The following is a 21,774-nucleotide window of genomic DNA, read 5'->3' as shown; positions in this document are numbered from 1 at the left end:
CCGGATCAGAAGTCCGGGTCCCAGACGGCGGGTGTCGTGGACGTGGCCGGCGGGGTCGCGTCGCCCGTGATCGTGGGTGGCGTGGCGTCGGTCGGCGCGTCGGGGCCGCCGCGCCGTCCCGGGCGGCCCGGCCGTCCGGCGCCCCCGGCCCGTCCGGGGCGCGGGACGGACAGCAGGCGGCCACCGCTCTGGAGGCGGTCGCGGACCGGCCGCCGGCCGTCCCTGACCACCAGCTCGCACTCGTCGAGGCCGAACGGCTCGCCCGGCCGTATCGACGACTCACGGCCGCGGTGCGGCCGGATCAGCAGCTCGCCCGCGCCGGTCCTGCGCAGCCGGTGCGCGGGCCCGCCGCCGCGGGCGCGCCGCAGCGTGGGCGCGGCCCCGCGCGGCTCCTCGACGGTGAACAGGTACTCCCCGCCCCCGCTCTGGCCCGTGCGGACCGTGAGCGTGTCCAGGACCCGCCCGTCCCTGCGGAGTTCGAGCCTGACCCCGGTCAGGTCCCGGATGCGGTTGCGGGCGGCGATCCGGACCGCGGCGACGGCGGCCAGCAGGGCGGCGGCGACGGCGCCGCCGACGACGTACGGCCACCAGCGGTCCCACCACGTGGGCGGTGCCTCGACGCGGATGTCGAGGAAGGAGGCGTCGAGCGCGCGGTCGCCGTCGTCGGTGTCGAGGACGACCAGCGGGCCGCCGAGTTCGCCGAGCGGAGTGCCACGGCCGACGGTGAGGGTGAACTCGACGCTCGTGGCGGGGCCCGGCCGGGCGACGACGGTGGCCGGGGTGATCTTCGGCCCGGCAGCGGTCCCGGTCCCGGGCGTGGTGCCCGCACCACCGGTGGTGCCCGACGCGTCCTGGCCGTCCTGGCCGTTCTGACCGATCTGGCCGTCTTCCAGAGCGAGGCGGAGGGTGTGCGGGACGGTGTCCCTGTTGGTGATGTCGATCCGGCCGCGCACGGTGTCGCCGGGGTGGACGGTGGCCTGGTCGACCGAGACCTGCGCCTCCAGGAGCGGGTCACCCTCGGTGACGCGGGTGTGGAACGGGCGCCGGTCGGAGGTGACGCCCGGCGCTGCCATGTCGGCCGTGATCTCCAGGTCGCCGGTCGCGCTCACCGGCACGGTGAGCCTCCCGGTGAAGCGGACGTCCCCGGCCCGGCGGTCGGGCGCCTTGCCGTCGTCGGCCAGCCGGACGTTCACCGGGGCGAAACCGCCCTCTCCGGTGAGCCGGGCGGTGACGGTGATGCCCTCCAGCTGGCGCGGGTCGGTGATGACGACGCCGCGCCGGGTCTGCATCCGCACCTCGACGACGGCCTCCTGGCCGGGGCGCGGCGCGACGGGGTCGAGGACCACGGCGGACCGCAGCCGGCCCTGCCAGATGGCCCGGACGGCGACCTCGCGGTCCCGGTGGCCCTCGGGGGCCTCGACCCGCACCCGCCAGCGGCCGGGCAGCGGGTTCTTGACGCGCAGGGCCTCGACCGGCCCGTCCGCGCCGCTCACCTCGAAGGCGGAGCCGTCGAAGTCGCCGCGCGTGGGCACCTTGCGGCCCGCCGGGTCGTAGTAGGTGACCCGTACCTTCGGGTCGTGCTTGCTCACGGTCAGGGAGCCGTCGGTGGCGATGGGCGGGATCGTCACGTACAGGTCGGCGGGCGGCTTGCCGACGGTGCCGTGGGAGATCCGGGCGCAACGTGCGGCGGCGAAGGTCTCCTGGAGCGCCTTGTCGATCTCGGCGGAGCCGGCGACCACCCGCATCCTGGGCACCGAGCCGGGCACGTCGGAGCAGGCGCCGCGGTATCCGCCCTCGGCCATCGCGGCGAGCGCGGCCCGGTCGATCCGGCCGCCGAAGCCCAGCGGCCAGATCTGCACCCCGGCGTCCCGCGCCCTGGCCAGCTCCTCGGCGAGGCGCTTCTCGCCGTTGGCCTGGCGGCTCGGGCCGTCGGCGCCGTACTCGGGGCTGTCGCTGACGTCGAGCCGGCCGTCGGTGAGCAGGAAGACCACCTTGGGCGTCTTGCGGGCCTTGTCGTCGGCCGCCCCGGGGCCCCGGTCCTCGGTGAGGCGGGTGACGGCCTGGCGGACGGCTGCCGGGAAGTCGGTGCCGGGGCCCGTTCTGGACCGGTCGCGACGGGCGAGCTCCTTGACGCAGTCGCTGAGCCGCTGCCGTCCGGCCGCGTCGACGACGGTCGGCGGACACACCTCGCGTACGGGCGACTGGCCGGGCTTCTCCGAGCTGCCGAAGCCGATCACGGTGGCCCGGGAGCGCTCGGAGATCTCGCCCTGGCTGAGCAGGGCGGCGGCCTCGGTCTCCCGGGCGAGGTCCTCGTCGGAGAGGCTCTTCGACTGGTCGACGACGACCGCGAAGTCGATCGGGTCGGCGCCCTCGGCGGGATCGGCGGCCACGGCCTGGCGCGGCTGCGGCACGTACGGGGCCGCGGCGGCGGGACCGCCGAGCGGCGCGGACAGGACGAGCAGCGCGGACAGGACGAGCGGCGCCCCGGCCGGGAGGTGGCGGAGGAGCGGGCCGCCCTTGCGGAGGCTCTGCCTCGGGGTCAACAGCACGGTCACCTTCATGGTCGTGTCACCACAGTTCGCTGAGGAGGGCCAGGAGGGCGCCGAGCACGAGGGCGGCGACGCCGAGCCGCAGCCACCGGTATTTGGCGGCGAGGACGAGCCCTTGGACGCTCGCCTGTTCCAGGAGCCAGCCGGTGGCGTCCGGGCCCGCGGCCTCCAGGCGGGCGCGCAGCGCGTCCGCCGGGGTGCCGGAGACGAGGTCGCGGAGCAGGGTGCGGTCGGCGCCCGGCCTGGTGCGGGGCAGGACGACGGAGACCAGCATCAGGACTCCGGCGGTCCACAGCGCCCCGGCCGTGACGAGCAGGGCGAGACCGCCGCCGGCCGGGAGCGGGCCGTGGTCCCGGGAGAACACGATCGCGAGGAAGGCGAGCGCGCCGGAGAGCAGGATGGCGGCCTTGGTGTCGGCCCTGCCGATGTCCTCGCGGACGGTGGCCAGCAACTGCTCGGCTCTCCGGCGCAGTTCGGCGGGCTCCGGCACGGCCGCCGGGGTGGCGCGGACAGGAGCGGGCGGAGGCGCGGGCGTGACGGTGGCGGTGGGTGTGGGCGGGGGCGCGGGTGTGGGCGGGGAGGCGCTGCCGCCCTGCGGGGTGCTCATTCGTCGTCCCAGTCGTCGAACTCGGCGCTCGGCCGGGAGGGCCGCCGGGGAGCGTCGTACGGCTCGCCGGCGTCGTGGGGGTCGTACGACCCGCGGGTGTCGTACGCGTCGTCGCCGCGCTTGCGGTCACCGCGGCCGTCGACGTCCTCGGCGTCCTCGGCGTCCTCGGTCTCGAACGAGGCCTGGACGCGGGTCGGTTCGTAGACACGTGGGTCCGCGGGCGCGTCGGGTAACGACTCGTCCTCCCAGTTGGGCGCGGTGGGCTCAGGGCGGGAGGCCTCCAGGGCGCGGGGGCCGGAGCGGCGCGTGGTCTCCAGGACCCGGTCGGCGACGCCGCCGAGAATGGTGCCGGTGCTGCCGCGCAGGTGCTGGAGGATCTGATACGCCTGCTCGTCGATCTCGTGCCGTTCGAGCACGCCGGAGTCCAGGAGCTTGTTGAAGACGGCGAGGAGGTCGGCCTGCCCCTCGCGCTTCTCGCGCTGGAGCTGGGTGCGGATCTCCCATTCCTGATCGGGGTTCCGGGCCATGTGGTGGGCGATCTGGGCGAGGTCGCCACGCCGGAACATGGCTTCGAGGTCGGCGGCGCGGGCCGCGATCCGCCTCCGCTCCCATTCCTCCCTGCGCAGCTCGGCCTCGGCGACCCGGTCGTCGGACCGGCTGGCGACCCCGACGAGGTCGCCGCGGGCGACCTCCTCCCGGGTGGGTTCGGCGAGGTCGAAGAAGACGTAGACCTGGGTGCGCAGTCCGAGGTCCCGGCCGATGACCAGGCGGCCGGAGGCCAGCTCGTCCCGTACGGCCTCGTCGGCGCGCTGGGCCTCGGTGAGCCGGAAGCGGCGGGAGAGCGAACGCAGTCCGTCGAGGAGGTCGTCGTGGAGGAGCTCGGCGACGTTCCACGCCTGCTCCTTGACGACGAGGTACGGGTCCTCGACCGTCCACTGCACCCGCACGCGCACGCTGAACGACGAGCCGTCCCCGGCGGCGGGCAGCTGGAGCTCGAACTCGGTGACGTGGCGCCCGAGCTGGACCTCGAAGACGGTGTACGGGGTGCGGAGGAGGGGCTTGTCGACGTCCTCCCTGCGGTCCGGCCAGACGATCCGGTGGCCGCCCTTGCGGTAGAGCATGACCGCGGCGATCTGCCCGCTGGTGCGGCGGTACGGGGGCGCGCACTCGCGCAGCAGCGGCCCGAGAGGCCCGCCGCCCTGTCGCCGGGCGCCCTGGCCCTGGCCCTGCCCCTTGCCCGGACGCTGGTTCTGCTGTCCCTGCCGGCCCTGTTGGCCCTGGCCGCCCTGCCGGCCCTGTTGGCCCTGCTGGCCCTGGGCGCGTGCCCGGCCCTGGCCCTGCTGTGCCTGCCGGTCCTGGGCGCGCTGCCGGCCCGGTTCCCGCTCGTCCCGCATCCGCTCCCGCCCGTCCGGGTTCGGCCCGTTCATCGCTTCGCTCCTTCCGCGACGGCGTCCCACATGCGGCGCGCCGCGCTCTTGTCCAGGGGCCGGTCCCGGTCCCGTACCAGGTCGTTGAGGAGGCCGCGGAGCCGGTCGCGGTCGCGGCGCTCGACGGAGATCAGCGGCAGGAACCCGCACACGAGGTCGAGGGCCGTGGCGTCCTTGGCGGCGCGGCGCAGCAGGCTGCCCACACCGTCGAGCGCGGTCTCCCCGGCCCGTGCGGTGTTCAGGCTGTGCCGCAGCAGGCCGCCGAGCGCCGGCGCGAGTCCGGGCCGGGTGGCGAGCAGCGCGACCAGCAGCGGGCGGGCCGCGTGCTCGTCGAGTTCGGGGACGTCGCGCAGGCCCCAGAGATAGGTGGTGCGGGCGGTGAGGCTTCTGATCACGGTCACGTGCACGAGGTTGGCCAGGGTCAGGCGCCCGTCCACGAGCCAGCGCTGCAGGCGCCTCAGGACCGGCTCGGGGTCGCCGGAGGCGAGCAGCCGGGTGAGGCTGAACGCGGCGGCCACGAGCACGTCGACGTCGTCCGGCTCCCGCGTCCTGACCACCCGCGCGATGGCGTCGAGCGAGCCGCGCAGCCCGCCCGCCGCGTACTCGTACCCGTGGGTGAGCAGGGCCGTGTCCAGGAGGTTGGCGTCGTCCGATTCCGCCCAGTCCTTGACGGTGGCGGCGACCGCCGGCCGTACCTCGGGATCGCGGGCGGCCTCGGCGAGCGCCGTCGCCGCGGCCATCCGCGCCACCGGGTCGTCCATGCCCGCGAGCGGTGCGACGAGTTCGTGGTAGCCGTGGATCCAGTCCCAGGAGCAGAGCACCCCGGCCGCGATGGACGCCCGGACCCACACCTCGGGCCGGGGGTCGTCGCACAGGGCGCGCAGCCAGCGGGCGACCGGCCCGCGCACGTTGTGGTAGCCGTGCCAGACCTCGGCGAGCACGGCGCCGGCGAGCGCGGTGCCCTGGAAGCGGATGGCCCGCACGGGCACCTTGGCCCGGCCGAGGTCGAGCTCGCCGTCCTGCAGGACCGAGCGGGCGAGCACCGGCCGGTGTTCGGCGTGGGTGCCGAACAGGCGTCGTCCCGAAGGGTGTTCGGGATCGAGGGTGACGGCGAACTCCCAGGCCAGGAGCTCGGCGGCCTCGGTGGCGATGCTGTACGCGGAGCCGTCGAAGACGGCCACGGAGATCCGGAACGCGGCGGCGTTGAGCATCGGCAGCGCCTCCGGCAGGGTGCCGGGCCGGTCGGCGCCCGCGAACCACTCGCGTGCCTGGACCCGGACGAAGGAGGCGCACTCCTCCAGGAGCCGCTCGTCCGTGAGGGTGCCGCGCCGGTGCCCGGCCAGATGGTCGGCGAGCCGGGCGGCCTCGCGCGGCCGGAGCTCCTCGAGGCCCAGGGCCTCGACCACGTCGGGCCTGACGGCCAGCTCCCGCGCCTCGGCGGCGGCCTCCTCGGGCGCGCCGCGCAGCAGCAGCCTCAGGTGGCGGTGCAGGACGTCGGCGGCGGGCGGCGGCGCGCAGTACATCCCGTAGCGTCCGCGCAGCAGCCGGTCCGCGAGGTCGCCGTTGCCGACGACGATCACGGCGTAGCCGTCGACGCCGCCGAGGAGGTCGGCGAAGCGGTCGAGGTGGAGTTCGGAGAGGCGCACGGGCGTGCGGCGGGCCGGTTCGCCGCGCTCGCCGGGCGAGCGGCGCGGCCCGCCCTCGGCGCGGATGTCCTCCGGGCGGTGCTCGATCAGGTGGCCCGCCTTCTGGTGGAGGGCGTCGGCGGTGATCTCGTCGACCCCGTGGCGCGGGTCGAGCCGGTACACACGGCGGGCGGCCACCTCGGCGAGCAGGGCGAGTGCGGTGGCCTTGCGGCCGCTGCCCGGCTCGCCGCACAGCACGAGGACGCGGTGGCTGCGCAGCCGCTCCTTCATGCGCTGGTAGCCGGCCGTCTCGCAGTACACGTCGTCGAGGTGGTCCAGGGTCTCGGCCGGTACCGTGCCCTGCACGAAGTCCGACCGGTCCTGGTACCAGAAGTCGTAGCGGTCCCCGTAGTGGACGTAGGCGTCGCGGCCCGCGGAGTTGCGGTGGTCGCCCGGCGCGCCCTGGCGGAGGGACTGGAGCGCGGCGCGCGCGGTGGCCGCGCCACCGGTGCCGCCCGTCCCGCCGATCCGGCCCCGGCCCATGCTGTCGAACGGGTTGCCGTCGCGGGCCGGTTCGCCGGAAGCGCCGTCAGCCGTCGGGGCCGCGCCGCCGGAGCCCGCGCCGTCACGGCCGCCGCCCTTGGCGCCGCCGCCCGCGCCACCGGCGTTCGCCGGGCCGCGATCGCCTTGGGGATCCGCGTCGGAAGAGGCGGCTCCGCCGTGGTCGAGGTCGTCGTCGCTCATGCCGGCTCCTCCCGCTCGCCGTACCAGGCCGGGGCCTCGGATGCCTCGTCGGCCTCCGTCTCCGGCACCGCTTCCGCCGCCGCTTTCTCCGCCGCTTCCGCCGCCGCCTCCGCGGGCTGGTCCTCGTCCCAGTCCGGCTCCCAGTCCTCCTCAGGGACCTCGTCACGCAAGGGGTCCGGCAGAGGGTTCCCCACCCCGTTACCCACCTCGTTCCGCACGTCGTTGCGCACGTCGTTGCGGATGCCGGTGAACCCGCCGTGGATCGTGTTGCCTTCGATCACCTGGATGTCGCGCCCGGCGGTGTACGTCCGGTTGCCCGCAGGCGCCCTGGACGGTGACGAAGGAGGTTTCGGCGAGAGGCGGGACGAGGGCCGGGACGAGACGTCGGCCGGAGGGCCGGACGGCGGCCTCGGCGAAGGCCGCGGCGCGGGCGTGCCGGGCGGTGAGCCGTCCCCCCGCGACGGCCCACCGCCGGTCCGGGGTGCCAGCGGCGGCTCCGGCAGCCGCGGCACGTGGAACCAGGCGTCCTCCGCGGTCTCCTTGGCGACCACGGCGGCCCGCCGGTAGTGGTCCGGCTCGACGTAGCGGCCGCCCTCGACCACCACGTTCCGGTAGAGCCAGTCCGAGACCACGATCAGCAGGTCGACGTCCGGGGCGTCCGCCATGACCCGGCGGGCGGGCGCGCTGTCGCACAGCCGGCAGGCCAGGTCGACGGCCCGGCCCACGAGCCCCCGGCCGTCGTCGAGGACGAGCCCGGCGTTCATGCCGACGCGCAGCCGGAGCCGGCCGCGGCTGCGCCCGTTGTGCGCGCGCAGGCTCTCGTAGAGCGTGTCGATCCAGCGTCCGACCATGAGCGCCGGAGGCACGTCCGGGCGCAGCGCGGCGAGGATGCCGTCGCCGCGGTCCTCCTGGTGGACGGTGCCGGGCTCGATGCCCACGGAGGCGTACGCCTCTCCGAAGGCCTCGTACATGGCGGCGCGGGCGAGCCGTTTCCCGTCCATGCCGAGGCGTCCGGAGCCGACGACGTCCCCGAAGACGACGAGGCGGTGGAGGGCACCCGCACTCGCCCCCTGGTCCGCTCCCGCGCTCGCTCCCGTAGTGCTCACTCGGACTCCTAGTGATGTGCTCCGATGTGGTGCTTCCGTGCTGATCCGGCCGGCCTGTCGGCCGCCTGCCGACGGTCGGGTGGTGGTGACGGGTCCAGCCTGGCGGCTGTGGCCCGTGGGCGATGTAGCCGTTTACACAGCCGGGGGTTGTTTGTCGGACGGATGTGCGCCGGGGTGTGCGCGCCCCTGTGCGAGCAGCACGAGGACGGGCATGTCGACCACGACGACGGTCCGTTGGGCGGTACGGACGACACCCTGCTCGCGCAGCAGCCGCAGCGCCTTGGCCACGGCTTCCCGGGTCGCCCCGATGGCCGCCGCCAGGTCGTGCTGCGGCAGCGGAAGTTCCAGTACGGTGCCGGACTCGGCGCGCCGGCCGGCCCGTTCGGCGAGCTCGACGAGCCGGGCGGCGAGCCGCTGGAGCACGGTCTCCGAGGCCAGCGAGCGGCGTTCGACGTCGGCGCTGCGCAGTCGGGTGGCGAGCTGCCGCATGATCAGTGAGGTGGCGTGCGGCCGGGCGGCCAGGAAGTGCCGGAAGCGGTCGCCGGAGATGGCGACGGCCTCGACCTGGCCGAGCGCCGTGACGGTGGCGCTGCGCGGTCGGCGGTCGACGGCCGCGAGGTCGCCGACCACTTCGCCGGCACCGCGCAGCGCCAGGATGAGCCGGGCGCCGCGATCGGTGCCGACCGAGACGACCGACCAGCCGGAGAGCAGGGCGAGGACGTACACGGTGGTGTCCCGCTCCCGGATCATGATCTCGCCGGGTTCGTAGTGGCGCGGGGCGCCCTCGGCGAGCAGTGCGCGGCGGTCGTTCGCGGGGAGGGCGTGGAGGAACGACCGGTCCTGGCCGAAAAGACTCAACGGTCGCTCACACCCCCGCACGACGTCGCGCATTTCGCGTGCTTGTTCGTTCCACGGAGAGCACCAACACGCAACCGCAGTCACATTGTTGACACTCCGTCACACCGTGGGGTGAAGAACGCTAGAGGCACCGGAAGAATCGCGTCAACGCAGCCGGGGGCGGACACGAGGGGCGCAAGGGAGCGCTGTTTTCAGCCCCCTTGCGCCCCCCGTGTGACGGCCACGCGCGCGCCCCCCGCGGGACGGTCACCGCACGGTCACAGTCGCGGGTCCACCGGCTCCGACTCCAGGGCCAGGACCGCGAAGACCGCCTCGTGGACGCGCCACAGCGGCTCGCCGTCCGCCAGCCGGTCCAGCGCCTCCAGTCCGAGCGCGTACTCGCGCAGGGCCAGCGAGCGCTTGTGGCCGAGGTGCCGCTCGCGCAGCCGCTCCAGGTTGTCCGGGCGGGTGTACTCCGGGCCGTAGATGATCCGCAGGTACTCCCGGCCGCGGACCTTCACGCCCGGCTGCACCGGGCGCCCGTCGGTGCCCGTGACCAGGGCCGCGAGCGGCTTGACGACCATGCCCTCGCCGCCGGCCGCGGTCAGCTCCAGCCACCAGTCGGTCCCGGCGCGTACGGACGCCTCGTCAGCCGGGTCGACCACCAGCCGCCGCGTGACCTGGAGCAGACCGGTCGGGTCGTGCTCGACCAGCCGGTCGAGCCAGGCCAGCTGCTCGTCGTGCGGCACGGCGGCCAGCGAACGCCCGCGCGCGGCGAGCACCTGGAACGGCGCGAAGCGGACCCCGTCCAGGCCCTCGGTCGGCCAGCAGTAGCGCCGGTACGCCTCGGTGAACGCCGCCGCGTCCGCCGCCCGCTCGCGCTGCCGGCCGAGCAGCCCGTCGAGCCCGGGCACGCCTCGTGCGGCCGCCTGTTCGAGCGCCCCCAGCGCGCCGGGGAAGACCGCTCGCGACGCCGCGCCGACCGCCGCGTACTGGGAGCGCAGCAGCCCGGCCGACTTCAGCGACCACGGCATCAGCTCGCCGTCGAGCAGCAGCCAGTCGGTGTCCAGTTCGTCCCACAGCCCGGCGGCGCCGATCGCCGCCCGCAGCCGCCCGAGGACCAGCTCGGTGGTCTCCGGATCGTCGAAGAACGGCCGTCCGGTGCGGGTGTGCAGCGCGCCGGTCACGCCGTCCGCGGCGGCCACCCCGAACCGTTCCGCCGCCACCGCCGCGTCCTTGCAGACCAGCGCCACCGCCCGCGAGCCCATGTGCTTCTCCTCGCACACGACCCTCTCGACCCCGTCGGCCGCGTACTGCGCGAACGCCTCCGCCGGATGCTCCAGGTAGTGCTCCACCTTCGACGTCGCCGTCGGCGCCATCGTCGGAGGCAGGTACGCGAGCAGCCGCGGGTCGACCGCGAAACGGCTCATGACTTCGAGGGCGGCGGCCGCGTTCTCCTCACGGACCGCCACGTTCCCCAGCAGGCGCGTCTCCACGACCCGCCGGCCGTGCACGTCGGCCAGGTCGAGCGGCCTGCCCTGGTGCCCGCCGGGCGCCTCGGTCGCGAGCGGCCTGGCCGGCTCGTACCAGACCTTCTCGGCCGGTACGTCCACCAGCTCGCGCTCCGGCCAGCGCAGCGCGGTCATCTTCCCGCCGAACACGGCTCCGGTGTCGAGACAGATGGTGTTGTTGATCCATGAGGTGTTCGGCACGGGCGTGTGCCCGTAGACGACGGTCGCCCGGCCCCGGTAGTCCTCCGCCCACGGGTAGCGCACCGGCAGCCCGAACTCGTCGGTCTCGCCGGTCGTGTCCCCGTACAGGGCGTGCGAGCGCACCCGGCCTGAGGTGCGGCCGTGGTACTTCTCCGGCAGACCCGCGTGGCAGACCACCAGCCTGCCCTCGTCGAGGACGTAGTGGCTGACCAGACCGTCGATGAACTCCGACACCTCGGCCCGGAACTCCTCCGGCTCGCGCTCCAGCTGCTCGATCGTCTCGGCGAGGCCGTGGGTCTCCTGCACCTTGCGGCCGTGCAGCCACCTGCCCAGCTTGTTCTCGTGGTTTCCGCGCACGCACAGCGCGTCTCCTGCGGCCACCATGCCCATGACACGGCGGAGCACTCCCGGGCTGTCCGGACCGCGGTCGACCAGGTCGCCGACGAAGACGGCGGTCCGGCCCTCCGGGTGGTGGCCGTCGACGTAGCCCAGCTTCGCGAGCAGCGTCTCCAGCTCGGAGCGGCAGCCGTGGACGTCACCGATGATGTCGAACGGACCGGTGAGGTGCCGCAGGTCGTTGAAGCGCTTCTCCAGGACGACCTCGGCCGCCTCCACCTCCTCCACGCTGCGCAGGACGTGCACCTTGCGGAAGCCCTCGCGCTCCAGGCCCTTCAGGGAGCGGCGCAGCTCGCGGCGGTGCCGCTGGACGACGTGGCGGGGCAGGTGCGCCCGGTCCGGGCGGGCCGCGTTGCGCTCGGCGCACACCGACTCCGGCAGGTCGAGGACGATCGCGATCGGCAGCACGTCGTGCTCGCGGGCGAGCTGGACCAGCTGCCGGCGCGCCTCGCGCTGCACGCTGGTGGCGTCGACGACGGTGAGCCGCCCGGCCGCGAGCCGCTTGCCGGCGATGTAGTGCAGGACGTCGAAGGCGTCCTTGCTGGCGCCCTGGTCGTTCTCGTCGTCGGCGACGAGGCCGCGGCAGAAGTCCGAGGAGACGATCTCGGTCGGCTTGAAGTGGCGCCGGGCGAAGGTCGACTTGCCGGATCCGGTCGCGCCGATGAGGACCACGAGGGAGAGATCGGTGACGGGCAGCTTACGGCTCCGGATCTCGCCGGACCCGGCGGTGCCGGCGGTGCCGGCGGTGCCGGCGGTCTCGGTGGTGCCTGTGGTGCCGGTGGTCTCGGTCATGCCGCGTCCTCCTTCGGGCTCTGGTCGGTGTCGTTCAGGGCGGTGCCGGGGTTCCGGGTGGTGCCGGTGCCGGGGTTCCGGGTGGTGCCGGTGCCGGGGTTCCGGGTGGTGCCGGGGTTCTGGGCGGTGTCCTGGTCGGTACGGGTGAAGGTCGCCATCTGCGTCGGCGGGCCGACCTCGGGGTCGTCGGGGCCGACGGGCGTGAACCCGACCTCGTATCCGTAGGTCTCGGCGACGCGCGCCGCCCAGGCCCGGAACTCCTCCCGGGTCCATTCGAAGCGGTGGTCGTGGTGCCGGGCGTGTCCGGCCGGCAGCGACTCCCAGCGCACGTTGTACTCGACGTTCGGGGTCGTCACGAGCACCGTCCGCGGCCGGGCCGAGCCGAACACCGCGTGTTCGAGCGCGGGCAGCCTCGGCAGGTCGAGGTGCTCGACGACCTCGCTGAGCACCGCCGCGTCGTAGCCGGTCAGCCGCTTGTCGGTGTACGCGAGGGAGCCCTGGAGCAGTTTCACCCGGGCGGCCTGCCGCTCGCCCATCCGCTCCAGGCGCAGCCTGCGCGCGGCGATCGAGAGGGCGCGCGCCGACACGTCGACGCCGACGACCTCCGTGAACCGCACGTCCTTGAGCAGCGCCTGCACCAACTGTCCCTGCCCGCAGCCGAGATCGAGGACGCGGGTGGCGTCGGCGGCACGCAGGGCGGCGAGGATCGCCGCACGGCGCTGCTCCGCGAGCGGCACCGGCCGGTCCTCCGTGTCCTTGGTGTCGTCGACCGCGTTGTCGACGTCCTCGACGGCCAGTCCGTCCGCCTCGGCGAGCCGCACCAGCTCCAGGCGCTCGGTCGCCTCGCGGGTCAGGCCCCAACGGCGCGACAGGTAGCGGCTGGTGATCAGCTTCTGCTCCGGGTGGTCGGCGAGCCAGCCGTCACCGGCGCGCAGCAGCTTGTCCACCTCGTCCGGCGCGACCCAGTAGTGCTTGGCGTCGTCGAGCACCGGCAGCAGCACGTAGAGCTGGTTGAGCGCGTCGGCGAGCCGCAGCTCGCCCTCCAGGACGAGCCGTACGTAGCGGGAGTCGCCCCACTCGGGGAACTCCGGGTCGAGCGTGACCGGTTCGGCCGTCACCGTCTTCCAGCCCAGCGGGCCGAACAGCCGTGTCACCAGTTCCGCGCCGCCGCGCGCCGGCAGGGCCGGGACCTCGATCCGCAGCGGCAGCGGGGCGGCGGCCCGCTCCGGGAGCGCGGCGCAGCTCCCGTGCAGCGCGCTCTTGAACACCTTGGCGAGCGCCACGGCGAGCAACGAGGACGCGGCGTACGGGCGGTCGTTCACGTACTGCGCGAGGGCGGCGTCCGGCGCGCCGCCCCGGCCCTTGCCCTTGCCGCGGCGGACGAGCGCCACGGGGTCCACTTCGAGCAGCAGCGCGGCGGTGCACCGCTCGGGGCCGGCCTCGGGGTAGAGGACGTGCGCCGTGCCGTGCGAGGTCGAGAAGGACTGCGCCTTCCCGGGATGCTTGTGCAGGAGAAAGCCCAGGTCGGTGGCGGGTTTCTCGACGGTGCCGGTGGTGCTGATCGTCAGGAACATGCGTTCCAGCATGACCTTCGGCACTGCCCGGTCACAACGTATTTCGGAAGGCCGGGCGAGGATCGACGGAGGGTCGGTGCACGGTTACGGCATGGCGGTCAGGCTCGCGGCCAGGGCGGCGACGGTGTCGGGGCCGACGCGGCAGCAGCCGCCGATCAGGCGGGCCCCCGCGGTGCGCCAGGCGGCGGTGGTGGCCGGGGCGAAGGTCGTGCCGCCGTGCCAGCGCCGGGTGCCGGCGTCCCAGCGCTCTCCGCTGTTCGGGTAGACGACGACCGGCTTGCCGGTGACGGCCGCGGCGATCTCCGCGGCGGGCCCGGCGTCGGCCGGGTCGCAGCAGTTGACGCCGACGGCGACCACCTGGTCGAGCCCCGCGACGAGCCCGAAGGCGTCCTCCAGCCGCTGCCCGGCCCGGGTGTGCGCGCCTTCCACGGTGTACGAGAGCCAGACGGGCACCGCGCCGTACCGGCCGACGGCCCGTAGCAGCGCCTCGGCCTCGTAGGCGTCGGGGACCGTCTCCAGGGCGAGGACGTCCGCGCCGGACCCGGCGAGGACCTCGATCCGGGGCCGGTGGAAGCGTTCGAGCTCGGCCACCGACATCCCGTACCGGCCGCGGTACTCGCTGCCGTCGGCGAGCATCGCCCCGTACGGCCCGACGGAGGCCGCGACCCAGATCTCCCGCTCCGTCCGCTCCCCCGCCACCCGGGCGAGCTCCACGCTGCGGGCCAGGAGCCGTGCCGTCTCGGCGCGTTCGACACCGCGGCGGGCGAAGCCCTCGAAGGTGGCCTGGTAGCTGGAGGTGATGAGGACCTGGGCCCCGGCGCGCACGTAGGCCGCGTGCGCGGCCTCGATCTGCTCGGGCGCGTCGGCGAGCAGCCGCGCGGACCACAGCGCGTCGGACAGGTCGCAGCCCTGTGCCTCCAGCTGGTTGGAGAGCCCTCCGTCGAGGACGAGCACCCCTTCACCGAGGGCGGCGGCGAGCGAACGGTCCGGTTTCATCGGTCACCCCTGCTGCGAACGGTCGAACGATCCAACGGTCGAACAGCCAAACGGCCCTGCGCGGAGATCCACTCTCCTCTCTGCACGGTACCTCCCCGCCCGCCCCGCGCGCCCTGCTCGTGCCGTGCGTCCGCCCCGCCTCCGCGGAGGCGTCAGACGACCGTGATCGCGGTGAGCAGCAGCCCCCGCTCGGCGAGCCAGCGCCCTTCGAGCCGGTCGGGCGGGGCGACGGCCGGCGCGGCGGCGGGCAGGATCCGGGCCGTGAAGGCGCCGCCGAGGCACCTGCCGTCGTCCGCGCCACCGTCCGTGCCGTCGTCCGTGTCGTCGTCCAGGGTGAAGGTGAGGGCCGCGTCCTCGAAGTCCAGGCGCTGACCGGTCCAGGGGTACCAGGACTTGTACACGGCCTCCTTCGCGCTGAACAGCAGCCGGTCCCAGCGGACTTCGGGCGCCGCCCGCGCCAGCTCGCGCAGATGCCGCTGCTCGCCGGGCAGGGCGATGGCCCCGAGGACGCCTTCGGGCACGGGCCCGTTCGGTTCGGCGTCGATGCCGAGGGCGGTGACGGCGGGTGAGCGGGCGGCGACCGCCGCGCGGAAGCCCGCGCAGTGGGTGATGCTGCCGAGGATGCCCTCGGGCCAGACCGGCGCGCCGTGCGGGCCGGGCAGCAGCGCCGCGGCGGGCGCGCCCAGGCCCGCCAGGGCCTGCCGGGCGCACCAGCGGGCGGTGGTGAACTCGCGGCGCCGGGTGTCCACGGCCTTCGCGATCAGCGCGGCCTCCGCCGGGTGGAGGTCGCCGGGCTCGGCGACGTCCTCGAAGGCGTCCACGGCGACGACGCCGGCCGGCACCAGGCGTTCGATCACCTGCCCTCCTCGGGCTTGGGCTCCTCGGGCTTGGGCTCCTCGGGCTTGGGCTCCTCGGGCTTGGGCTCCTCGGGCTTGGGCTCCTCGGGCTTGATCTGCTCGGGCTTGATCTGCTCGGGCTTGATCTGCTCGGTCTTGGGCTCCTCGGGCAGGATCCGGCGGAGGCCGACCTCCGGGTGGCGCGGCCGGCGCCACTCGCGCGGGTAGCCGACCGACACCTCCTCGAAGCGCACCCCGTCGTGCCAGGTGGTCCGGGGGACGTGCAGATGGCCGTAGACGACGGTGCGGGCCCGGAAGCGGAGGTGCCAGTCCGCGGTCCGTTCCGTGCCGCACCACTGTGCGAAGTCGGGATAGCGCAGGATCCGGGTGGGTTCACGGACGAGCGGGTAGTGGTTGACGAGCACCGTCGGCAGCTCCGGGTCACAGGCGGCGAGGCGCTGCTCGGTCAGCGCGACGCGGGCCTCGCACCAGGCCTCGCGGCTCGGGTAGGGGTCCGGGTGGAGGAAGAACTCGTCGGTGCAGACGATGCCGTTCTCCTCGGCGCGGGCGAGGGACTCCTCCTTGGTGGTGACGCCTGGCACGCGGAACGAGTAGTCGTAGAGCACGAAGAGCGGGGCCACCGTGACCGGGCCGCCCGCGCCGTGCCACACGGGGTACGGGTCCTCCGGCGTCAGGACGCCGAGGCGGCGGCACAGGGCGACCAGGTGCTCGTACCGCTCCTGGCCGCGCAGTTGGACCGGGTCCTCCTTCGGCGTCCACAGCTCGTGGTTGCCGGGTGTCCACACCACCCGGGCGAATCGCCCGCTCAGCAGGGACAGGGCCCATTCGATGTCCTGGGACAGTTCGCCGACGTCTCCGGCGACGAGCAGCCAGTCGTCGTCCGTCGTGGGCCGCAGCGACTCCACGATGGCCCGGTTCTCCCGGTAGGCGACGTGCAGGTCGCTGATGGCCAGCAGGCGGCCCTTGCTCTCGGTCATGCCGTCGTTCCTGTCGTCGGTCGGTTCCGGTGCGCGCCGTCGATGGGGGCGGACCCTCCGGCACGACCGTACCTCGTGGAGCCGCACCAGCGGGTGCCGGTTGACGCGGCGTCGACGCGTCAACTGCGTTGTCACCGTTGCAGATTGATAAGCGGGGACAGTCCCTGTATGTTCGGAGTCAAAACCGTGGAACGTCCCCGTTTAGCTGGCCGAGGAGATGCCGCATCATGAGCGAAGAGACCGTCACGAGGCCCGCCGTCCAGAGCCCGCCCACCGCCAGGGCGGCGGGCCGCCGCAACGGCCTGGTGCTCCTCGCCGTGCTCACCCTCCAGACGATGCTCGTCCTCGACGTGAACGTCGTGAACATCGCCCTGCCCGACCTCAAGGCCGCACTCGACTTCACCCCCACCGGGCTCTCCTGGGTCCTCAGCTCCTACCTGCTGCCCTTCGGCGGTCTGCTGCTCCTCGGCGGCCGCGCCGGAGACGTCCTCGGCCACCGCCGAGGGCTGCTCGTCGGCGTCACGGTCTTCACCGCGGCCTCGCTGCTCGGCGGCCTGTCCGGCTCGGCCGCGACGCTGCTCGCCGCACGCGCCCTGCAGGGCGTCGGCGCCGCCTTGGCCGCGCCCAGCGTGCTCGCCCTGATCGCGACCCACTTCACCGACGAGAAGGCCCGGGCCAAGGCCCTCGGGATGTATTCCGCGGTCTCCGGCTCCGGCGCGGCCATCGGCCTCGTGGGCGGCGGCCTGCTGACGGACTGGCTGTCCTGGCGCTGGGTGCTCTTCATCAACGTGCCGGTCGGCGCCGCCCTGCTGATCGCGGCCCCGGCGCTCCTCCACGAGACCGAGCGCAAGCCCGCCCGCTTCGACCTCGGTGGCGCGTTCACCTCCACCGTCGGCATGACCGCCCTGGTCTACGGCTTCATCCGGGCCGCCGAGAGCGGCTGGGGTGACGTGCTCACCCTGGCCTCCTTCGCGGCCGCCGTCGTGCTCCTCGCCGTCTTCGTCCTGATCGAGACGCACGCCCGCCAGCCGATCACCCCGCTGCGGCTGTTCGCCGACCGCAACCGCGCGACCGGCTACCTCGCGCTGCTGTTCGTGATGGCGGCCGGCAACTCGATGTTCTTCTTCCTCACCCAGTTCCTCCAGGAGGTACGGGGCTTCACCCCGATCCAGGCCGGCCTGGCCTTCGTGCCGCTCGCACTGCTGATCCTGGCCTCCTCCGGGGTCGCCGCCAGGATCCTGCCCAAGGCCGGGCCGCGCGTCCTGACCTCGGTCGGCGCCGCCGCCATCAGCGTCGGCCTGCTCTGGTTCGCCCGGATCACCCCCGAGGCCCCGTTCGTCCCCGCGCTGCTCGGCCCCATGCTCGTCGCCGGTCTCGGCATGGGCACCCTGCTCGTCGGCGTCACCACCGTCCTGATGGCCGGCGTCGCGCCCGAGGAGACCGGCGCCGCGTCCGGTCTGCTGAACGTCATGCAGCAGATCGGCGGCGCGCTCGGCCTGGCCGTCATGGTGACCGTGTTCGGCGCCGCCGGCCGGAGCGCGGCCGACGGGGCGCCGGCCGGTCTCGACGCCAAGGGCACCGCGGACTACGTCCTCACCGAGGGCGTCACCACGGCCTTCGCCTGGGGCGCCGGCTTCACCGCCCTCACCATCCTGCTCACCTTCGTCATGCGTTCCGTCCCGACGGGCGGCGGCGCGCAACAGCGCGCGGAGGACTCCCCGGAGCAGCCCGGCAGCCCCGCACCGCACGTCACGGCCCCGTAGGTCCCGGCGACCTCACCGGGCGAGGACGGGGAAGCGGGATAGCATTCGGGGCCATACCCCGCTTATGGTGCCGCCGCCGTCGACGGCGGCGGCACCGTCCGAGCACGGCCGAGGAGAAGACAGCACGATGCGCGCAGACGCCCGCCGCAACTACGAGCGACTCCTGACCGAGGCCAGGAAGGCCTTCGACAAGCACGGCATCCACACCTCGCTCGACGACATCGCCAAGCAGGCGGGGCTGGGCAACGCGACGCTGTACCGCCACTTCCCCACCCGGGAGGCCCTGCTCGAGACGATACTCCGCGACAGCCTTTCCGAACTCGGCCACACCGCCCGCGAGTTGCTTGCCACGGCACCGCCCGGCGCGGCCCTCGCCACCTGGGTCCGGGCGGCGGTGGCACACGCCACCACGTACCGGGGGCTCGTGACCATGCTGATGGACAGCCTCAAGGACGACACCTCTCAGCTCAACGACGCCTGCACGGCGATGCAGTCCTCCGGCCGACAGCTCCTGGAACGGGCCCAGCAGGCGGGCGAGGCGCGCAACGACCTGTCGGCGGCCGGGCTCTTCGCCCTGATCGCCGGGGCGGCCTGGACCCGAGAGCACGCCCCCGACGAGTCCGACCAGGTCCTCACGGTCCTCATCGACGGCCTCCGGCCTCCGCGACCCTGACCCCCCTCGACCGGTCGACCCGGGGGCGCCGTGCGGCGAAACCGGGCCGGCAGACCCGAGGCCCCCTCCGGTCGTCTGCGGGACGCCGCCCCTCGGCGCCCGGGCCCGTGCCGCGTCAACCGTTTCGTCAGCGGATGATCTCCACCGGCACGGTCGGGTGAATATCCACCCCCTTGGCGGGCGGCGTCCCTCCGGGCCAGTGACCGGGGGTGGGCGGGGGTCGTTGGCTCGGGCGGAGCCGGACCGCCCGGCCCGCGCGCCGGCGGCCGTTGCCGGTGCGTCTCTCTGGTGGCCCTTCCCGCACCGAAGGGTCCCGGGCCGAGGAGGCCGCCATGTCCCAGGAAGCCGCGCCGGAGCAGTCCGTACCGTCATCGGGCGGCGCCCCGAAGGGGCTGCTGCAGCAGATGGAGGAACTGATGGCGGCCCTGACCGCCGACCTGTCGCAGCTCGACGCCGACCTCCAGTCCTCCGCCGGCTCCCGCCCGACGACGCCCCAGGACGAGACCTCCGCTTAGGCGGCTGCCGTCCTGCGCACCCGGGCGCCGCAGGTGCAGACCGTCGGCGGGGTGGTCCGAAGGAACCGGCTCAGGCGCCGCGGTGATCCGCCGGACGCAACCTAGAGGGTGTCTCGCTAGCGGCTCGCCGGGCCCGCCCGGCCTCGGGCCGGGTCGGGTGGGCGGTCGCGGTCGCGGACGGCGAGGCGGCGGAGCATCGCGCGGACCCGGTCGCCGGCCTCGTCGGCGGCGTCGATGGCCTCGATGCACTGCCAGTAGAGCCCTTCCTCGTCCGTGGCGCAGGCCACGCCCACCAGGGCGATGCCCACCTCGCCGAGGAGCGCGCCGAGCGCGGTCAGGGCCGTGCGGGCGTCCCCGACGCCGGTCAGCTGCGCGGCGCGCAGCCCGCCCGTGCGCAGGACGGGGTGGTCCACCCCGCCGCGCCCGCCGACCGTCTCGCTCAGTCCCCGCGCCTCGGTCCGCAGCTCCATCGGGCCGCACAGCGCGAGATGACTGCCTATCGCCTGCGCGAGGGCCTGGGCCTGCCAGGCCTCCGCCACGATGTCCAGCGCCACACGGCTCTCCGCCAGCGCATGCCGGCCTGTCGCGATCAATCGCTCCGCTTCCATCAACGCCGCCCCCGTTCCCCGGACTTGCCCGTGCTTACCGCTCACTCATTCCATTACCCAGCGTGAGGCCGACTGAGCCCAAACACCAGGGGAATTCGGAAATCTGTGGACAGGAGGCTTGATGGGGAAAACTCGATCACTCCGAAGAGTGACGATCGGGGTCGTCGGCGTCCTCCGCGCGACCTCCGCGCACCGGGAAACGGAGTTCGTTGCGGTCGATCTTCGCCGCCAGGGCCGCGAGCGCGTCGATCCCCAACACCTCGCAGAACTGGAGCAGATAGGCGAGGACGTCGGCGACCTCGTCGGTGACCCGGTGCGCCCGGTCCGGGTCGGCCATCACCCGGGCCGCCTCCTCGGGCGTCAACCACTGGAAGATCTCAAGGAGTTCGGCGGCCTCGACGCTCAGCGCCGCGGCCAGGTTCTTCGGGGTGTGGTACGGCTGCCAGTCGCGGGCCGCGGCGAAGTCCGCGAGGCGGCGTTGCAGGCTGGGTACGTCATGTTCGGTCACGCCCCAGGTCTACCACCGCCATCACGTCGCCCACGTCGCCCACGTCGCCCACGTCGCCCACGTCCGGATTCCCCGCCGCAGCACCCGGCCGACCGGCCGCCTCTCCCGTCGCCGCCGCGACCGGCCGTCCGGTCGCCCTTTCCGTGGCCGCGGCACCCGTCGGTCCGGCCGTCCTGCCCGCCGCCCTGCCCCGTACGTCCGCCGCGCCGCCTGCCGGGAGTTCCGTGCCCTCCCCCACCGTCGCGACGAGCCGTAGATGGCCGCTCGCGCAGATCTCCGCCGCCAGGGCGAGGAGGGCCCGCGTCTGCCGGGCGTCCAGGTCGCGGTCGAGGCCGTCCGCGAGGACGGTGAGGGTCTGCATGGCCTGGGGCACCTCGGCGACCGGGTCCATCGCGAGGACCCCCGGCCCGGTGAGGAGGACGAGTCCCAGGGCGAGGCAGCGCAGTTCGCCGTCGCCGAGGCGGCTCAGCGGGGTGGCCGGTGCCGACCCGCGGTGGGCGCGTTCGAGGACGGCCTGGACGAGGGAGCCGTCCGCGGTCTCCCGTAAGCCGACGGCCGTCACCGGGCCCGCGCAGGCCGCGGCCGCGAGCGTCGTGAGGCGGGCGTGCCGGCGACCGCACTCGTGGGCCGTGCGGTGCAGCACCTCGGCGAGGTTGCGGCAGTCGCGCCGCAGCCGGCCCGCGCCGACCGGCACGGGCGCGCGCATCACGCGTGGCCGCGGGTCGCAGGGGAAGACCGAGCGGAGTCCGACGACGACCTGTTCCGCGGCGGCGAGGACGTCTCGTTGTCCCTGGGTCTTGCCCGCGACGCGCAGCGGGAGCAGGGCGGTGCCGAGGAGGTCGTCGGGGAAGGGCGCACGGGTGACGGGTGTGCTGCCCGCGGTGTGCCATTCGGCGTGGACGGTGCCGCGGCCGGGGTCGCGCAGGGCGGTGGTGAGGAGGGTGTGGCCCTGGCCGGTGAGGCGTTCGCCGACGATCCGCAGGGTGGGTTCGACCTGGACGGCGAGGTCGAGGTGGACGGGCCCGGCGGGTCCGTCGACGGTGCAGCCGATCCGGAAGCCGCGCCGGCCCTGCGCGTCGGGCCGGGCGCGCTCCGGCACCAGGTCGGCCGCGTCGGGCAGTGCCTCGGCGAGACCGGCGCCCGCGCCGAGCAGCGCCAGCACCTCGTACGCGCGCAGGGCGGTGGACTTGCCGCTGCCGCTCGGTCCTCGGAGCAGGGTCACGGGCCGGAGCGGGAGCACGGTGCCGCGGTGCGGGCCGAAGGCGGAGAGCCGCAGTTCGGTGACGGCGGGACGGGCCGCCGTCACCGCGCCCCGCCCGCCGCCCGGTGTGGCGGGGCGCGGAAGGGGCACGGGCAGCGGTCCGGTGGTGCGGACCGGGCCGGGTGCGAGGGCGGGGGTCGGCGCGAGGGCGGGGGTGGGCGCGTGGGCGGGGGTGGGCGCGGGGGCGGGGGTGGGCGCGGGGGCGGGGCCGCGGGGGCGGCCCTGGGGCGGGGCGGACCCCGGGGGC

At 74.7% G+C, this 21,774-nt stretch carries 17 protein-coding genes; 3 read left to right on the top strand and 14 right to left on the bottom strand.

Going from position 1 to position 21,774, the window contains the following annotated elements:
* Positions 1-5: 5 nt before the first annotated feature.
* The 11 genes from ACFVGS_RS27535 to ACFVGS_RS27485 all read right to left on the bottom strand — a co-directional run bounded on the left by ACFVGS_RS27535 (position 6) and on the right by ACFVGS_RS27485 (position 16,199).
* Complete coding sequence (locus tag ACFVGS_RS27535; RefSeq protein WP_384420211.1) at positions 6-2,561, bottom strand: vWA domain-containing protein; 2,556 nt, start codon at positions 2,559-2,561, stop codon at positions 6-8.
* A 7-nt stretch (positions 2,562-2,568) separates the two neighbouring features.
* A complete protein-coding gene (locus ACFVGS_RS27530; RefSeq protein WP_384420214.1) occupies positions 2,569-3,156 on the bottom strand; it encodes a Pycsar system effector family protein in 588 nt (195 codons plus the stop codon).
* Entirely contained in the window at positions 3,153-4,583 is a 1,431-nt protein-coding gene (locus ACFVGS_RS27525; RefSeq protein ID WP_384420217.1) for a hypothetical protein, read from the bottom strand. The genes ACFVGS_RS27530 and ACFVGS_RS27525 overlap by 4 nt, the downstream gene beginning before the upstream one ends.
* Positions 4,580-6,952: a hypothetical protein gene (locus tag ACFVGS_RS27520; RefSeq protein WP_384420219.1), complete on the bottom strand. Its 2,373-nt coding sequence runs from the start codon at positions 6,950-6,952 to the stop codon at positions 4,580-4,582. Before ACFVGS_RS27520 ends, ACFVGS_RS27525 begins: the two co-directional genes overlap by 4 nt.
* Complete coding sequence (locus ACFVGS_RS27515) at positions 6,949-8,058, bottom strand: hypothetical protein (RefSeq protein WP_385694177.1); 1,110 nt, start codon at positions 8,056-8,058, stop codon at positions 6,949-6,951. The genes ACFVGS_RS27520 and ACFVGS_RS27515 overlap by 4 nt, the downstream gene beginning before the upstream one ends.
* A gap of 132 nt (positions 8,059-8,190) precedes the next feature.
* Positions 8,191-8,916 (bottom strand): Crp/Fnr family transcriptional regulator, encoded by a 726-nt coding sequence (locus ACFVGS_RS27510; protein ID WP_384420225.1) that lies wholly within the window; start codon positions 8,914-8,916, stop codon positions 8,191-8,193.
* Positions 8,917-9,173: 257 nt separating this feature from the next.
* Entirely contained in the window at positions 9,174-11,795 is a 2,622-nt protein-coding gene (locus ACFVGS_RS27505) for a polynucleotide kinase-phosphatase (protein ID WP_385694174.1), read from the bottom strand.
* Positions 11,792-13,369 (bottom strand): 3' terminal RNA ribose 2'-O-methyltransferase Hen1, encoded by a 1,578-nt coding sequence (locus tag ACFVGS_RS27500; protein WP_385694171.1) that lies wholly within the window; start codon positions 13,367-13,369, stop codon positions 11,792-11,794. Before ACFVGS_RS27500 ends, ACFVGS_RS27505 begins: the two co-directional genes overlap by 4 nt.
* Before the next feature lie 84 nt (positions 13,370-13,453).
* The gene (gene mmuM, locus ACFVGS_RS27495) at positions 13,454-14,365 is read right to left on the bottom strand and encodes a homocysteine S-methyltransferase (protein WP_384420234.1); all 912 of its coding nucleotides are present in this window, start codon (positions 14,363-14,365) and stop codon (positions 13,454-13,456) included.
* Positions 14,366-14,517: 152 nt separating this feature from the next.
* Positions 14,518-15,222, bottom strand: coding sequence for a 4'-phosphopantetheinyl transferase (locus ACFVGS_RS27490; RefSeq protein WP_385694168.1), 705 nt, complete (start codon positions 15,220-15,222; stop codon positions 14,518-14,520).
* Positions 15,219-16,199 (bottom strand): metallophosphoesterase family protein, encoded by a 981-nt coding sequence (locus ACFVGS_RS27485; protein ID WP_385694165.1) that lies wholly within the window; start codon positions 16,197-16,199, stop codon positions 15,219-15,221. Before ACFVGS_RS27485 ends, ACFVGS_RS27490 begins: the two co-directional genes overlap by 4 nt.
* A 227-nt stretch (positions 16,200-16,426) precedes the next feature.
* Here ACFVGS_RS27485 and ACFVGS_RS27480 point away from each other — a divergent pair, with 227 nt between their 5' ends.
* The 3 genes from ACFVGS_RS27480 (at position 16,427) to ACFVGS_RS27470 (ending at position 19,150) form a co-directional block, all read left to right on the top strand.
* The gene (locus ACFVGS_RS27480) at positions 16,427-17,962 is read left to right on the top strand and encodes an MFS transporter (RefSeq protein ID WP_384420243.1); all 1,536 of its coding nucleotides are present in this window, start codon (positions 16,427-16,429) and stop codon (positions 17,960-17,962) included.
* A 127-nt stretch (positions 17,963-18,089) separates the two neighbouring features.
* Positions 18,090-18,635 carry a TetR/AcrR family transcriptional regulator gene (locus ACFVGS_RS27475; protein ID WP_384420246.1) on the top strand — a complete coding sequence of 182 codons (546 nt, stop codon included), beginning with the start codon at positions 18,090-18,092 and terminating at the stop codon, positions 18,633-18,635.
* 332 nt (positions 18,636-18,967) lie between these two features.
* The gene (locus ACFVGS_RS27470) at positions 18,968-19,150 is read left to right on the top strand and encodes a hypothetical protein (RefSeq protein ID WP_385694162.1); all 183 of its coding nucleotides are present in this window, start codon (positions 18,968-18,970) and stop codon (positions 19,148-19,150) included.
* 116 nt (positions 19,151-19,266) lie between these two features.
* Here ACFVGS_RS27470 and ACFVGS_RS27465 read toward each other — a convergent pair whose 3' ends face one another.
* The 3 genes from ACFVGS_RS27465 to ACFVGS_RS27455 form a co-directional block, all read right to left on the bottom strand.
* Positions 19,267-19,758, bottom strand: a complete 492-nt coding sequence (locus ACFVGS_RS27465) for a DUF6099 family protein (protein ID WP_385694160.1) — start codon at positions 19,756-19,758, stop codon at positions 19,267-19,269.
* 136 nt (positions 19,759-19,894) lie between these two features.
* The gene (locus ACFVGS_RS27460) at positions 19,895-20,266 is read right to left on the bottom strand and encodes a nucleotide pyrophosphohydrolase (protein WP_385694157.1); all 372 of its coding nucleotides are present in this window, start codon (positions 20,264-20,266) and stop codon (positions 19,895-19,897) included.
* A complete protein-coding gene (locus tag ACFVGS_RS27455; protein ID WP_385694240.1) occupies positions 20,253-21,617 on the bottom strand; it encodes an ATP-binding protein in 1,365 nt (454 codons plus the stop codon). The genes ACFVGS_RS27460 and ACFVGS_RS27455 overlap by 14 nt, the downstream gene beginning before the upstream one ends.
* Positions 21,618-21,774 lie beyond the last annotated feature (157 nt).

The organism is Streptomyces sp. NPDC127114 (assembly GCF_042677525.1).
Taxonomy (GTDB): domain Bacteria; phylum Actinomycetota; class Actinomycetes; order Streptomycetales; family Streptomycetaceae; genus Streptomyces.
This window is presented reverse-complemented; position numbering and strand designations above follow the sequence as displayed.

What these genes read in the sequence shown, in the direction of transcription:
- ACFVGS_RS27505 (WP_385694174.1), bottom strand. Translation starts at nt 11,795, where the DNA reads ATGACCGAGACCACCGGCACCACAGGCACCACCGAGACCGCCGGCACC.
- ACFVGS_RS27465 (WP_385694160.1), bottom strand. Translation starts at nt 19,758, where the DNA reads ATGGAAGCGGAGCGATTGATCGCGACAGGCCGGCATGCGCTGGCGGAG.
- ACFVGS_RS27525 (WP_384420217.1), bottom strand. Translation starts at nt 4,583, where the DNA reads ATGAACGGGCCGAACCCGGACGGGCGGGAGCGGATGCGGGACGAGCGG.
- ACFVGS_RS27485 (WP_385694165.1), bottom strand. Translation starts at nt 16,199, where the DNA reads ATGACCGAGAGCAAGGGCCGCCTGCTGGCCATCAGCGACCTGCACGTC.
- ACFVGS_RS27535 (WP_384420211.1), bottom strand. Translation starts at nt 2,561, where the DNA reads ATGAAGGTGACCGTGCTGTTGACCCCGAGGCAGAGCCTCCGCAAGGGC.
- ACFVGS_RS27480 (WP_384420243.1), top strand. Translation starts at nt 16,427, where the DNA reads ATGAGCGAAGAGACCGTCACGAGGCCCGCCGTCCAGAGCCCGCCCACC.
- ACFVGS_RS27530 (WP_384420214.1), bottom strand. Translation starts at nt 3,156, where the DNA reads ATGAGCACCCCGCAGGGCGGCAGCGCCTCCCCGCCCACACCCGCGCCC.
- mmuM (WP_384420234.1), bottom strand. Translation starts at nt 14,365, where the DNA reads ATGAAACCGGACCGTTCGCTCGCCGCCGCCCTCGGTGAAGGGGTGCTC.
- ACFVGS_RS27520 (WP_384420219.1), bottom strand. Translation starts at nt 6,952, where the DNA reads ATGAGCGACGACGACCTCGACCACGGCGGAGCCGCCTCTTCCGACGCG.
- ACFVGS_RS27470 (WP_385694162.1), top strand. Translation starts at nt 18,968, where the DNA reads ATGTCCCAGGAAGCCGCGCCGGAGCAGTCCGTACCGTCATCGGGCGGC.
- ACFVGS_RS27475 (WP_384420246.1), top strand. Translation starts at nt 18,090, where the DNA reads ATGCGCGCAGACGCCCGCCGCAACTACGAGCGACTCCTGACCGAGGCC.
- ACFVGS_RS27500 (WP_385694171.1), bottom strand. Translation starts at nt 13,369, where the DNA reads ATGTTCCTGACGATCAGCACCACCGGCACCGTCGAGAAACCCGCCACC.